Annotated in this window: 11 protein-coding genes and 1 pseudogene; 5 read left to right on the forward strand and 7 right to left on the reverse strand. The window is 61.3% G+C overall.

Features of this window, described 5'->3' with window-relative positions:
* Positions 1-24 precede the first annotated feature (24 nt).
* On the reverse strand, positions 25-1,278 hold the full coding sequence (locus QA637_RS14460) for a sarcosine oxidase subunit beta family protein (protein ID WP_153439451.1): 1,254 nt from the start codon (positions 1,276-1,278) through the stop codon (positions 25-27).
* A gap of 345 nt (positions 1,279-1,623) precedes the next feature.
* Between QA637_RS14460 and rpsU the strand changes: the two genes are divergently transcribed.
* From rpsU to QA637_RS14480, 4 genes are all read left to right on the forward strand, one after another.
* Entirely contained in the window at positions 1,624-1,836 is a 213-nt protein-coding gene (rpsU, locus tag QA637_RS14465; protein WP_012709405.1) for a 30S ribosomal protein S21, read from the forward strand.
* A gap of 272 nt (positions 1,837-2,108) precedes the next feature.
* The gene (locus tag QA637_RS14470) at positions 2,109-2,975 is read left to right on the forward strand and encodes a tetratricopeptide repeat protein (RefSeq protein ID WP_167528221.1); all 867 of its coding nucleotides are present in this window, start codon (positions 2,109-2,111) and stop codon (positions 2,973-2,975) included.
* A gap of 142 nt (positions 2,976-3,117) precedes the next feature.
* The gene (locus tag QA637_RS14475; protein WP_153439455.1) at positions 3,118-3,597 is read left to right on the forward strand and encodes a DUF992 domain-containing protein; all 480 of its coding nucleotides are present in this window, start codon (positions 3,118-3,120) and stop codon (positions 3,595-3,597) included.
* A gap of 262 nt (positions 3,598-3,859) precedes the next feature.
* On the forward strand, positions 3,860-5,128 hold the full coding sequence (locus QA637_RS14480; protein ID WP_153439457.1) for an adenylate/guanylate cyclase domain-containing protein: 1,269 nt from the start codon (positions 3,860-3,862) through the stop codon (positions 5,126-5,128).
* Between the two features lie 394 nt (positions 5,129-5,522).
* On the opposite strand, the gene QA637_RS14485 is transcribed toward QA637_RS14480, so the two are convergent.
* From QA637_RS14485 to QA637_RS14515, 6 genes and pseudogenes are all read right to left on the reverse strand, one after another.
* Positions 5,523-6,923 carry an NAD(P)(+) transhydrogenase (Re/Si-specific) subunit beta gene (locus QA637_RS14485; protein ID WP_153436940.1) on the reverse strand — a complete coding sequence of 467 codons (1,401 nt, stop codon included), beginning with the start codon at positions 6,921-6,923 and terminating at the stop codon, positions 5,523-5,525.
* 9 nt (positions 6,924-6,932) lie between these two features.
* Positions 6,933-7,343 carry an NAD(P) transhydrogenase subunit alpha part 2 gene (locus QA637_RS14490; RefSeq protein ID WP_153436941.1) on the reverse strand — a complete coding sequence of 137 codons (411 nt, stop codon included), beginning with the start codon at positions 7,341-7,343 and terminating at the stop codon, positions 6,933-6,935.
* Positions 7,343-8,491: a Re/Si-specific NAD(P)(+) transhydrogenase subunit alpha gene (locus QA637_RS14495; RefSeq protein ID WP_283061949.1), complete on the reverse strand. Its 1,149-nt coding sequence runs from the start codon at positions 8,489-8,491 to the stop codon at positions 7,343-7,345. Before QA637_RS14495 ends, QA637_RS14490 begins: the two co-directional genes overlap by 1 nt.
* Positions 8,492-8,731: 240 nt before the next feature.
* Positions 8,732-8,956, reverse strand: a complete 225-nt coding sequence (locus QA637_RS14500; protein WP_153436942.1) for an aa3-type cytochrome c oxidase subunit IV — start codon at positions 8,954-8,956, stop codon at positions 8,732-8,734.
* Between the two features lie 489 nt (positions 8,957-9,445).
* Positions 9,446-10,222 carry an N-acyl amino acid synthase FeeM domain-containing protein gene (locus tag QA637_RS14505; RefSeq protein ID WP_153436943.1) on the reverse strand — a complete coding sequence of 259 codons (777 nt, stop codon included), beginning with the start codon at positions 10,220-10,222 and terminating at the stop codon, positions 9,446-9,448.
* Between the two features lie 284 nt (positions 10,223-10,506).
* Positions 10,507-12,817 (reverse strand): annotated as a pseudogene (locus tag QA637_RS14515) (putative bifunctional diguanylate cyclase/phosphodiesterase).
* 431 nt (positions 12,818-13,248) lie between these two features.
* Between QA637_RS14515 and QA637_RS14520 the strand changes: the two are divergent.
* Positions 13,249-14,001 (forward strand): gamma-glutamyl-gamma-aminobutyrate hydrolase family protein, encoded by a 753-nt coding sequence (locus QA637_RS14520; protein ID WP_153436945.1) that lies wholly within the window; start codon positions 13,249-13,251, stop codon positions 13,999-14,001.
* The last annotated feature ends 3 nt before the right edge of the window (positions 14,002-14,004 follow it).

The raw sequence follows: 14,004 nt of genomic DNA on the forward strand, positions 1-14,004 counted from the left end.
CGCAAAGGTCGCTCTACCTTCCTTCTAGTGCGCAACGGCGGCAGCGGCCGCCTCGTCGATGAGCCGCCCGGTGCGGAACCGCTCGAGCGTCAGGCCGGCAGCGAGCCTGTGCGGTTCGCCACGTGCGATGAGATGGGCAAAGAGGTTGGCCGAGCCCGGCGTCGCCTTGAAGCCGCCCGTTCCCCAACCGGCGTTGAGGTACAGCCCCGGCACCGGCGTGACGCCCTGGATCGGCGAGCGGTCCTGCGTCACGTCGACGATACCGCCCCATTGCCGCATCATCTTGACGCGGCGGAACATCGGGAAGAGTTCGCAGATCGCGTCGAGCGTATGGGTGATGATCTGCAAGCCGCCGGTCTGCGAATAGGAATTGTACTGGTCGGTGCCGGCGCCGATGACGAACTCGCCCTTGTCCGACTGCGATATATAGGCATGCACCGAGTTCGACATGACGACGCAGGGGAAGATCGGCTTCAGCGGCTCCGAAACGAGCGCCTGTAGCGGCTGGCTCTGCAGCGGCACGCGCACGTCGGCCATCTGCATTAGTACCGACGAGTGGCCGGCCGCAGAAATGCCGATCTTTTTCGCGCCGATATAGCCGCGATTGGTGTCGACGCCGATCACGCGGCCGGTCGCATCGCGGCGAATGCCGGTCACTTCGCAGTTCTGGATGATGTGAACGCCGCGGTCTGAAGCGCCGCGCGCGTAGCCCCAGGCGACCGCGTCATGGCGCGCCGTGCCGCCGCGCCGCTGCAGCGCCGCGCCATTGATCGGATAGCGGGCGGTCTTGGAAATGTCGAGCGGCGGACAATAGGCCTTGGCCTGTTCCGGCGTCAGCCACTCGTTATCGATGCCGTAGAGTCGGTTGGCGTTGATGTGCCGCTTGAAGGACTGCTGGTCGTGGATGTTGTGCGACAGCATCATGACGCCACGCGGCGAATACATGACGTTGTAGTTCAGATCCTGCGACAGGTTCTCCCAGAGCTTCAGCGAATGCTCGTAGATGTCCATGCTCTCTTCATAGAGATAGTTGGACCGGATGATCGTCGTGTTGCGGCCGGTGTTGCCGCCACCGATCCAGCCCTTTTCGAGCACGGCGACATTGGTGATGCCATGCTCCTTGGCGAGGTAATAGGCAGCGCCCAGGCCATGCCCGCCCCCGCCGATGATGATGACGTCATATTCCTTGCGCGGCTCCGGCGAGGCCCATTGCGGCCCCCAGCCCTTGTGGCCGCGCAGCGCCTCGCGCGCCACGGCAAAAACAGAATATTTGCGCATCCGCCTGCTACTCCATGAACCCCGAGAAAACATGTTGTTGGCGTTAGAAATCGCAAATCTGAGAGCCGTGCAACGTTTCTTTTGCGACGCGATTCGGCGAACTTGGACGGACTTGCGACATCGTGTTAAACACCCCGAAAAGCCGCCATTCAGGGCCGGCAGCGCAGAAGAAACCCGAACTTGTGTTTTTTCCGACCCGCTCGCGCTGTCGTCACTGGACTTTGCCCGCACGATCTGTTATCCGATTTTTCAATCGTCGAGCTGTCAGCTCAGCGAACGCAAATTTTTTGCCTCCCCTTACCTGGCGGTGGGGCTTACAACTCGAAACAAAGGAACGGGATTCACGTGCAGGTACTTGTCCGCGATAACAATGTCGACCAGGCGCTCCGCGCTCTCAAGAAGAAGATGCAGCGGGAAGGCATTTTCCGCGAAATGAAGATGCGTGACTTCTACGAAAAGCCGTCCCAGAAGCGTGCGCGCGAAAAGGCCGAGGCCGTCCGCCGCGTTCGCAAGCTGGCTCGCAAGCGCGCACAGCGTGAAGGCCTTCTGGCTCGCTGATTTGTCGTTTTTTCGACGTTTTCTAATGTAAGTCGTGGCGGGGGCGAGATATCGCCGCCGCCTTTTTGTATGGACACCATGTCCGTCGGCAAGCTAGCGTGATGCGTCAGCTTGCGACGGTCAGCCGCCCGGACGGGATAAGCCGGTCGGATCGCCGGAGGATCTGATGAACCCTGGCTGGAGCCCCGCGTATTCGCCGGTCTCCGTAAACGGAAAGCCCGAGGCTTTCGGGACCTTGTCGCATTGAGGGATCGACTTTGACATTTGCTGCCATGACTGCGGACGTCTCCGCCATCCGTGAGGCGCACCGCCGCCACCAGCGCAGGCCGAAGCTTGCTGCCATGCTCATCCTCGGCTCCGCCCTGCTGCTTGCAGGCTGCCAGACCGACAACTCCGAATCGATGATCCGCGTCGAGCGGGCGCAGGGCTCGGAGGAAAACATCGCCTCGCTGTCGAGCGTCATCGCTTCCAACCCGAGTGATCCGGAAGGATATAATGTGCGCGGCTCGGCCTATGGCCGTGCCGGCGAATTCCGCCGTGCACTCGCCGATTTCGACAAGGCGATCGAGCTCAATCCGCGCTTCTACCAGGCCTATGCCAACCGCGCGCTCGTCCAGCGTAACATGGGCAACCAGCAGGCCGCCCTCTCGGACTACAATACGTCGCTGCAGCTCAACCCGAGCTACGACGTCGCCTATATCGGCCGCGGCAATCTCTATCGGCAGGCGGGCCAGCTCGACTCTGCCTTCAACGATTTCAACAAGGCGATCCAGCTCGACACGACCGACCCCCGCGCCTATCACAATCGCGGCCTGATCTATCAGGCGCGTAACGAGCATGGGCAGGCGATCGAGGATTTCTCGACGGCGATTTCGCTCTCGCCGAGTTCGCCGGAACCCTATAACGGCCGCGGCATTTCCTATGTCGCACAGGGCGACGACGACAATGCCTTTTCCGATTTCAACACCGCCATCAACCTGAATGGCAAAGTAGCGGAATCCTGGGCAAACCAGGCTCTGATCTACGAGCGCCGCGGCGACAAGGCCAAGGCGTCGAAGTCCTATTCGCACGCGCTTTCGCTCGATCCCAAATACGAGCCGGCCCGGGCTGGTCTCGCCCGTGTGAAATCGATGTCCTGATCGGACTTTCCGATCTTCGGCGCCCGCGACAGGCTCGCGGGCGTTTTTTGTGCTCACTTGGGTGCGAAGGGACATCGCACGGGCGGAACCTTCACAGTTTCAAATCCGTTTGACCCATGGCTTCAATAACGGAAACTGAGCCATGATCAAGCAAACCTTTATCGCAGCGGCCGCCCTTGCGGCCCTTTCGGGTGCTGCACCCGCAGCTGCGCAAAGCTATGTCACGCTCGGCCGCCTCACCTGCGGTTCGGAAGGTGGCACCGGTCTCATCATCACGTCGACGAAGAACCTGATGTGCACCTACAGGCCTGCCAACGGCGCGCCGACGGCCGTCTATGCGGGCATGATCCGGAAATTTGGCCTCGACGTCGGCACGACTGGCAAGAGTGTGATGGTCTGGGATGTGCTGGCCAAGACCGGCACGCCGGTAACCGCATACGCCCTTGCAGGCGAGTATTACGGCCTTGGGGCCGATGCGAGTTTTGCGGTCGGCGGCGGTGCCAAGGTGATTGCCGGTGGCACGAACAAAGCCTTCATGCTGCAGCCGGTGAATGTCCAGGTCCAGGAAGGGCTGAACCTTGCCCTCGGCGTCGAGCATTTGACGCTGGCGCCCGCAGGCTGACCATCACGCCGGAAATCCGCGATGTAGCGGAAAAGAGATCAAGGCCCCGGTCAAACGGGGCCTTTGTCGTTCCGCACCCGGATGCTCGCAGCCGGTCAGACACAGCGAACCGCAACTGGCCGAACGATCAAATGTCGAATAGTTTATCGCATCGGTCATTTGCCCCGCAGGTGCCGGCAGCAATTCAAAGTCCTCCAGCGAGCCTTGCGCATCCGATTGGACGCGCGGCGCTCAGAAGCAGATGTCGTCGACAGGTAGAACGATGAACGACCAGCAGATCCGCGAGCTAATACTGTGGACATCCGAGCAGGGGATCCGTGGGAGTGAGGAGCCCGAGTTGCTCGCCGGCTTCTGCGACAGGTGCAAACAGGCCGGACTCCCGATCGAGCGCGCGCTCGGCCTGATCGACACGCTTCATCCTGAAATCGAAGGCCGTTCGTTCACTTGGGACAGCGCAAGCGGGGAAGCCCCCGAGGTCACTCCCTATGGATCGACCGCCACCGGCGAAATGCAGGCGAGCTGGCAACGCTCGATCTTCTATCACATGCTCGTGGAACGCCAGGCAGAGCGACGCATTCGGCTCGCCGCTGCAACGTCCGTTCCCTACAATTTCCTCGATACGCTGAAGGCGGACGGCTACACCGACTGCATCAGCATGATCCACTATTTTACCGACCGGGGCCGCGTCGGCGAGATGGACTGCTTTTACTCCTATTGGACGACGAAGAGGACGGACGGATTCAGCGACGATGAGATCGACGCGTTAAGGGTGCTGTTGCCGACGCTCGCACTCGCCGTCAAGGCGGCCTCCTGTGTGCGCATCATCAGCACGCTTGCCGATGTCTATCTCGGTCAGGACGCCGGCCAGCGGGTCGTCAAGGGCAGCATCGAGCGCGGTGCGGCGGAGAAGATCGAGACCGTGATGTGGTTTTCCGATCTGCGCAACTATACGCGGATATCCGAGACGGTTGCTCCGGAAGAGGTCATTCCACTTCTCAACGACTATGCCGGCACCGTGATCACCGCGATACACGACCATGGCGGCAGCGTCCTGAAGCTGATCGGCGACGGCGTTCTGGCGATCTTCAATGCCGGCGACCGCGCCAGCGCCTGTGCCTCGGCGGTCGCTGCCGAGCGGCAGTTGCGCCTGATGCTGAACGAGCTGAACGCAAAGCGGCGCGATGATGGAAAGCCGACGACCGACATCTACCTGGGCCTGCATATCGGCGAGGTCTTCTATGGCAATATCGGCAGCCAGAACCGGCTAGACTTCACCGTCGTCGGTCCGGCAGTCAACGAGGTGAGCCGGATCGCATCGATGTGCCGGTCGGTCGAACGGCATGTTGTCATGTCCTCGGAATTTGTCGAGGCCTGTCCGGCCGTGTTGCGTGCCGACGCCGTTTCACTTGGCCGTTTCGCGCTGCGCGGCATCGCCCGGGCAAAAGAGCTGTTTACCTGGGACCCGGAGATTGCGGCCGCAATCGATTCGAATGATCAAACCGGGCCGGCCCCTCGCTACACAGCGTCGTAGCTGCCCCTCACCCTAACCCTCTCCCCGCGCGCGGGGGACACCGTCGGCGTGGTGCGGGTGGCGTCCACGGCTGCCAGGAACGAGAGTGGGCGCCGCGAGTCCCTTCTCCCCACCTGCGGGGAAAAGGTAGCGGCAGCCGGATGAGGGCGGACACAAGCGGGCGGGCTGCACGAGCCTTCCTCATCTCGCCTACAGCGCCGTGCGTCCTTTAGGACGCACAAAGGACGCTGTAACTCTTTGATTCCACGCATCGTGCTTTCCGAAAATCGGGTCCGATTTTCGGGCCGATGTGCTAGAGCGGGATGAGCTTACGTGCGTTCGCGCCGCCGCTCTATCTGTTTGTTTTTGCGGCATTTGTGTGACGTCAGGTGATTCCACCTGACTGCACAATGCTCTAGTGATTGATCGCCTTGACGATTTCCTCGGTGACCTTCTTGGCGTCGCCCAAGAGCATCATCGTGCCGTCCTTGTAGAACAGCGTGTTGTCGATGCCGGCATAGCCGGAGCCGAGCGAACGTTTGACGAACAGGCAGGTCTTGGCCTTGTCGACGTCGAGGATCGGCATGCCATAGATCGGCGAGGTCTTGTCGTCGCGCGCCGCCGGGTTGGTGACGTCGTTGGCGCCGATGACATAGGCGACATCCGCCTGGGCAAATTCCGAGTTGATGTCTTCCAGCTCGAACACCTCGTCATAGGGCACGCTTGCCTCGGCAAGGAGCACGTTCATATGGCCCGGCATGCGACCGGCGACCGGATGGATGGCATATTTGACCTCGACGCCATTCTCCTTGAGCTTGTCGGCGAGCTCGCGCAGCGCATGCTGCGCCTGCGCCACGGCCATGCCGTAGCCCGGCACGATGATCACTTTCGAGGCGTTCTGCATCAGGAAGGCGGCGTCGTCGGCCGAACCCTGCTTGACGGTCCGCTGGATGCCGTCGTCGCCGCCGGTGGCCGCCGTCTCGCCGCCGAAACCGCCGAGGATCACCGAGATGAACGAGCGGTTCATGCCCTTGCACATGATGTAGGAGAGGATCGCACCCGACGAGCCGACCAGCGCGCCGGTGATGATCAGCGCCAGGTTGCCGAGCGTGAAGCCGATGCCGGCGGCCGCCCAGCCGGAGTAGGAGTTGAGCATCGAGACGACGACCGGCATGTCGGCGCCGCCGATGGGGATGATGATCAGGACGCCGAAGATGAGCGACAGAAGAACGATCGCCCAGAAGTCGAAATGACTTTCGGTCAGCGCCAGGCCGACGATGAAGAAGACGACGAGCGCGACCAGCGCGATGTTGATCGCATGGCGATAGGGCAACAGGATCGGCTTGCCCGACATGCGGCCATCGAGCTTCAGGAAGGCGATGACGGAGCCGGTGAAGGTGATCGCACCGATTGCGACGCCAAGCGCCATCTCGACGAGTGCCTGGGCGTGGATCGCACCGATTTCGCCGATGCCGAAGGAGGACGGCGCATAAAGCGCGCCGGCGGCGACCAGCACCGCGGCAAGGCCGACGAGCGAGTGGAAGCCGGCGACGAGCTGCGGCATCGCCGTCATCGGGATGCGCTTGGCGATATAGGCGCCGGCGCCGCCGCCGAGCGCGAGCCCGAGCACGATCAGCAGAAAGCCGCCGATCGAAGGCATGGCGAGCAGGAGCGTCGTAGCGATGGCGATGCCCATGCCGACCATGCCGTAGGCATTGCCCCGGCGGCTGGTGGTCGGATGCGACAGGCCGCGCAGCGCCATGATGAACAGGACGCCGGAGACGAGATAGAGGAAGGCTGCGAAGTTAGCGTTCATCGGCCCGCCTCACTTGTCTTTTTTCTTGTACATGGCGAGCATGCGCTGGGTGACGAGAAAGCCGCCGAAGATGTTGACCGAGGCAAGCACCAGCGCGACGAAGCCGAAGCCGGTGGCAAGGCCCGAGGCCGAGATGCCGACCGCGAGCAGCGCACCGACGACGATCACCGACGAGATCGCATTGGTCACCGCCATCAGCGGCGTGTGCAGGGCTGGCGTCACCGACCAGACGACGTAGTAGCCGACGAAGATCGCCAACACGAAGATTGCCAGGCGAAAGACGAAGGGATCGATCGCGCCGCCCGTGGCACCATGCGCCACCGCGCCGGCCGCATCCGGCACATATTCGGCCGCGGTCCTGACCGCTTCGACCGCCCGGTCGAGATCGGTCAATGCCTTGTCGAGAAGTTCGTTCGCCATTACTTGTCCCCCTCTTTCGCGCCGCCGAAGGCCGGATGCACCACGGCGCCGCCGTGGGTCAGCGCCGTCGCCTTGACCAGCTCGTCCTCCATGTTGAGCGCCAGTGCCTTCGTCTCCTTGGAGACCATCGTTTCCAGGAACGTGACGAGGTTCTTGGCATAAAGCAGCGAGGCGGAAGCGGCGATACGACCCGGGACGTTCAGGTGGCCGACAACCTTGATGCCTCCGACCTCGACGACCTTTCCGGCTTCCGCGCCCTCGACATTGCCGCCGCGCTCGACGGCGAGGTCGACGACGATCGAGCCGGGCTTCATGGAATCGAGCATCTCGCGGGTCACGAGCCGCGGTGCCGGGCGGCCCGGAATCAGCGCCGTGGTGATGACGATGTCCTGCTTGGCGATATGGTCGGCGACGAGTGCGGCCTGCTTGGCCTGGTAGGCCTTCGACATTTCCTTGGCGTAACCGCCAGCGGTCTCGGCCGCCTTGAACTCCTCGTCCTCGACGGCGATGAACTTGGCGCCGAGCGAGGCGACCTGTTCCTTGGCCGCCGGGCGGACGTCTGTGGCCGAGACGACCGCACCGAGGCGCCGCGCGGTGGCGATCGCCTGCAGCCCGGCGACGCCGGCGCCCATGACGAAAACCTTCGCCGCCGGCACCGTGCCAGCCGCCGTCATCATCATCGGCAGCGCCCGGTCGTATTCATAGGCTGCATCGATCACCGCCTGATAGCCGGCAAGGTTCGCCTGGGAGGAAAGCACGTCCATCGACTGCGCCCGGGTGATGCGCGGCATCAGTTCCATTGCGAAGGCCGTGAGTCCGGCCTCCGCCATCGCCGCGACCGCCCCGTTGTTGCCGTAGGGATCCATGATGGCGATGACCATCGCGCCGGACTTGTAGCCGGCGATCTCCTCCGCCGTCGGCCGCCGCACCTTGAGCACCACGTCGGCGCCCTTGGCATCCGCCGACGAGCCGATGCGGGCGCCGGCCTTCTCGTATTCCGAATCGGGGATACGCGACCTGAGGCCCGCGCCCGCCTCGACGACGACGTCGAAGCCCAGCGACTTCAGTTTCTTGACGCTTTCGACCGAACCCGCGACGCGCCCTTCATGCGCGTCCGTTTCCTTCGCGATAAAAACAATCTCGCTCACAAGTCCCCTCCCGACTCACAGTCGAGCCGGAGCGGACCGCGAGCATCTTGTTCGACTGCTGGAGCGACTGGCCTCGCGGCGGGCCGCATCCATGGTGACAGGCACTCTTCCGTCGAAGGCAGGCGCCGCCTGCCGTCGTAAACGCTCCTCACGCGGTGAGGTAATGCCGGATTGCCTCCGACGGCCGAAGACGGGGCACCCTCCTGCCCCGCATTCAGCAAGAAATGTCAGAGAAACCGGTTAACGAAGAAGGAAGAAACCGGCCACGTTGAGGATGATCAGCAGCACGAGCGAGCTGAAGAAGCCCATTGTTGTGAAAAAGGCTGCAGCCATCGCAATCAGCATCGTGGCGCAAAACAGCGTGCCGAATTTCGTCGCGTTCAGGAAGAGGTTGTAGGTCTTCTCATGCTCGGAATAGTCCATCGGAGCGCCCGTTTCGACCGGTCCCGAATGATGCTCTGCCATCGTCCAATTCTCCCAGAATGCCGCGGCGCGGCCAGTGGCCACGTCCGCCTTTCAACCTTGATGCACGAACGGAGCCGCCTGCCAAGCGAGTAAGCAGACAGTCCTTTAGCTCCGCATACACAATGCGAAAGCCATGCGCAACGAAAACTCGCCCGCGGGGACTGCGGCATAAACGATATCCCGTTTGCGCCCTTCCGTTGGTTGCGGCCGACGCACCTAGCGCATCGGCCCGAAAATCGGACCCGATTTTCGGAAAGCACGATGCGTGGAATCAAAGAGTTACAGCGTCCTTTGTGCGTCCTGAAGGACGCACGGCGCTGTAATGCATGTCACCCAAAAGTGTGCAGCGGTCTTGGGACAACGACATGCATAAAAGCAATGACCTGGACCGCGGCGCGTTTGATCAGGCGCGCAAAGGACGCTGCGGCATTCTAAATTGCCGCATGTTTTATCCTTAAATCGGGTACGATTTAGGAAAACATGCGGTGGTCATCCGCGCGTTGATGCACGGGAGTAAGCGCGGCCGTAGCTGCTTTGCGCAAATCGCGCGGTGGGCAGGATCGTCAGCGGTGCGAACGGCACTTCGCTGCGGTCCGCAAACATCATCCGGCGCTCGAACGGTTCGGAATCGAAAACCGGAAAGCGGTCGAGGATCGAGGGGCGCTGTCCACGAACCCGCGCGACCAAGAGGGCGCCGTCGGCATTGTAGACGCCGAGATTTTCCCGGCACGCCACAACCGTCTCCGAGGCAAAGATGCGCTTGTAGAAGGCCGTATGACGCGGCCGGCACGCCGTCAGGCAGCGGTCGGCGGAAAAGTATTCACAGGCCATGGCAACCGGCCTCAGCGTCAGATAGGGCAGCGCCCGCATCTCGTCGCCGATCACCTCGGGATCCACGGCGAGCCGGCCGGGATCGATCAGAACCATGCCCGCATCGAGAAAGGTATCGATCTCCGGACCGAAGATGATTCCGGACGTGCTTGCCCGATGGTCCGGCGTGACATGGTGGACCCGCACCGTGCTGACCAGGTTCTCGTCAAGGTAGATACCGAAGACATAGGCGTGGCTGTCGAAGTCGAGGTCGTCTATCAACGTCGATCCCGTCAGCTCCATGAGGTTGACGGCCTTGTAGGCCTTGTATCGGAGCCGCGCGATGTCTTCCATGTCCTCGCCGGTTTCGACGCGCCTGTATTCGACGCGGTCGAGCAGCTGCATCAGCTTCTCGGAAAAAGTTCCAGGCTCCGCCTGGCGCCCATCAGCACCCATAAGTTTACCCCCATAGTTAACAAAGGGTTAACCTATTGACGGCTGATGAGCTGGCAACCACAAAATGATACAGACTGCACTTAACCTTTTGTTAACCTTAACAGAAGGTTAAATTTTATGGTGAATCCGGCGCTTGAGGGTGACTCAGAGCAAGATGAAGGAAAGTGTGCGCGGTTTTCCGTCGGCATCCCGCTCAACTTATTGGAATCGATCACGATGAAAGCCTGATGCGGGGCGAAGCGGCGGAAGAGACTCCTGCCCTGCGGAAAACGGCAGGCGGGTCGTCAGGCGATGCGCTGGCTGGACGACTTGGTGGTTCGTTTCCGTGCACCTTGCTTGCACAGGGCGTCGATCGCGGAGGCCGGCATCGGCGCTGCGAAGACAAAACCCTGTATCAGATCGGCGCAGTTGAATTCGTTGATTAGCTGGAGCTGGTCCGCTGTCTCTACCCCTTCGACGACCGTCTTCAGGCCGAGCGCGCGGGCAAGATTGACGGTTCCGCGCAAGAGCTTGAAGCGCCGCGCGTCTTCGCGAATGTTGCGGACGAAAGACCGGTCAATCTTGATGATACCGGCAGGCAGCGTATCGAGATAGCTGAGGCTCGAATAACCGGTGCCGAAATCGTCTATGGCGATGGTTATGCCTCGCTCGTGCAGGTCGCTGAGAATGCCTTGAACCTTGGCCGGCTCGTCCATCAGGCAGCTTTCCGTCACCTCGAGGTGCAGCCGCGCCGGATCCAGCCCCGTTTCCTTGAGCGCCTCGGTGACCATCGAGACGATCTCGTCGCCCCTGAGATCGAGGACCGAGAGATTGACCGACACAGACATGTCCGACGGCCAGTTCGTGCAGTCCCTGCACGCCTGCCTTAAAACATAACGGGTGATGTGGGTCACTAGACCCATTTCTTCGGCAAGCTGAATGAACACATTCGGCGGGACAGGCCCGCGCTCGGGATGCGTCCAACGCGCCAATGCCTCACAGCATTCGATCCGCGATCCATCCGGCGTGAACATTGGCTGGTAGGACAGGCTCAGGCCATTTGCATTGAGTGCCTCGCGCAGATCGCTCTTGAGCTTCTGGCGGTCGAGATAGCGGGCGTCCATCTCGCTTTCGAAGGCCGTGCAGCCCCCCCTTGTTCCTTGCCTTGGTTTCCGAGAGCGCCAGGTCCGCCTTGATCTGCAGGTCTTCGAACCGGAAATCGCCACTCGGCACGATGACGAAACCGGCGCTCATGGTCATATTGAATGTGAAACCGCCAGCAACGTAAACGCCGCGCAGCCCGGCATGCACGGCGCGGATCCGTTGCTCCAGATCGGAGGCATCTGCCCTGTTGGGGAAGAAGACCACGAATTCGTCGCCCATCAGGCGGGCGGCTATCGCATCGTCGCCGGTCAGGGACTTCAGGCGTTCGGCGACCGCCTGAAGTAATTTGTCGCCGACCACATGCCCTCGCGTATCGTTGACATGCTTGAATTCCGCCACGTCGATAAGGAGAAAGCCTATGTTGCGCCCGTGCCCGCCGTTGGCAGCCATGGCATGGTGGGCAAGTTCGGCAAAATAGTCCCGGCTCGGCAGGCCTGTCAGCGTGTCGAAGCGTACCATCTGCAGGATCTTCTTTTCCGCCTGCACACGCGCGGTCACATCCTCGAAGGTCAACACGATCTCGCCGTTCTCGCGGCGATTTGCCGAAAATTCGAGGAAGCGGTCTTGTGACGTCGAAATCAGCGCGCGCGAGTGCTTTCCCTCGATCAGCAGGTCGAGCTGTCGCGCAATCGTCTCCTTGTTCTCCGTGCCGAGCGCCATGCGGTCGGCCGCTTGTTCAAGGACTTCGCTGAGCAGGCGCTCCTTGAGAACGGCCTTGTCGCCAAGGCCGAGGAGTTCGCAGGCGCGTTCGTTCGCGACCACGATGCGATGGTCGCCGTCGAGCATGAAGAGCCCATGCGTCATATTGTTGAGCGCGGCGTCGAACTGCCCGGCGATTGTCGAGATTTCCCGTGCGGCGAGGACATTCTCGTAAAGAAAGGCGCGCACATTGTTTGCCATCGTCCAGGTGGTCAGGATGAACGGCAGTATCAGCACCGCCAGGACGAGCATGTAGGGATCCCGCAAGGTCAAGAGACCGATCACGATCGGCAGGCAGGCCGACGATGACAACAAGAGAACCGCCCGCTCGGAACCATAGTTCCGGCCGACGAGCGAAATCATCGATGCCAGCGTCACCGAAATGCACGCAAGTTCCGCGAAGGAATCCTGACTGATGACGATTGCATATCCGCAGGCAATGCCGCAGGTCAGCGTCACGCTGACGCCGCCGACGATGTACCGGTTTTCCCATTTTCTGACCATCGCGTTGTCGGCGTCGGAAAAGTCCTGCCGGTCGAACCGGGTCATGTCGAGATTGCGGAGCGCCCAAACGACGACAATGGTCGCGGCGCAGATCAGATAGAAGGGATCGGAGGTCTTGAGAAAGACAAGCAGGAAGGTCACGACGTGCGACAGCATGCCGATTACCAGCGTCCGGCGATGTTCATAGAGCGAACTCACAGACGACAGGTAAACATCTGTCGGAAGAGCGCCCCGTTCATTGGGCATCATGAACCAAGCTCCGGGTTTGCCGGATTGTTAGAGTCGAGGACTTAACGAAAGATTTCGTCTAAACCCCCGAAAGATCTATCGAATTGCCAGACAGTAGCAAAACGGCACTGGGCTACGCGCACCGATTCAACCCAATATTGCAGAAGACTCGTAATAATAGCCGCATTATACAACCACGCATAGGTATTTCTACGCCGGGAAACTCGGACTGCGACTTGGACATTTCTTCAATTGAGGCAGGCGCCCCCGGCCGTTTTCCGGATGAGATGGTTACCCGACCTTGAACAAATCCCCTTAATTCCTTCCACCTTCTTACCTTAGCCTGCCAGAAAAGCCCAGTCACCGGTAGCGGATCGTCGAGCGCGAATCTCGCAGTTGACTTTCACCGATATCTGGCTGCAAGGCTTTCGGAACGGAAACGGAGATTGATGATGTCGAAACCTGTCGTTGCGATCCCTTGCGATTTTCGCGAATTCGACGGCAATGTCTGGCATGTTGCCGCAAATCAATATGTGCGCGCGGCCGTCGAAGGCGCCGGCGTCATGCCGTTTCTCATTCCGGCACTCGAAACCGGTAATGACATCGACGAGATCCTCGACCGTGTGGATGGCGTTCTCGCCAGCGGGGCACGCTCCAATGTCCACCCTTCGCTGTATGGAAGGCAAGCGACGGATGCCGACGGTCCGTTCGATCCCGGCCGTGATGCCACCAGCCTGCCGTTGATCCGCCGTGCGCTTGATCGCGGCGTTCCGCTGTTTGCGATCTGCCGCGGCATTCAGGAGCTCAATGTGGCGCTTGGCGGCACGCTCGCGACCGAAATTCAGGACCAGCCCGGTATCTGGGATCATCGCAAGCCGGACGTGCCCGAACTCGACATCGCCTACGGCATTCGCCAGGATGTGATCGTCAAGGAAGGAAGCTGCCTGGCGCCCGTTCTCGGCGCCGGCCGTATCAGGGTCAACTCGCTGCACCGGCAGGCAATCGCCGCGACCGCGCCGCGCCTCGCCGTCGAAGCGGTTGCCGATGACGGCACGATCGAGGCGGTGTCGGTCATCGGCGCCAAAGCCTTCGCGGTCGGCGTGCAATGGCATCCGGAATATTGGGTCAGAACCGACGCGCCTTCCGCCTCGCTTTTCAAGGCCTTCGGCGATGCGGTGCGTGCCTATAGAGAGGCAAAGGGCTGAACT

The organism is Sinorhizobium terangae, from assembly GCF_029714365.1.
GTDB lineage: Bacteria > Pseudomonadota > Alphaproteobacteria > Rhizobiales > Rhizobiaceae > Sinorhizobium > Sinorhizobium terangae.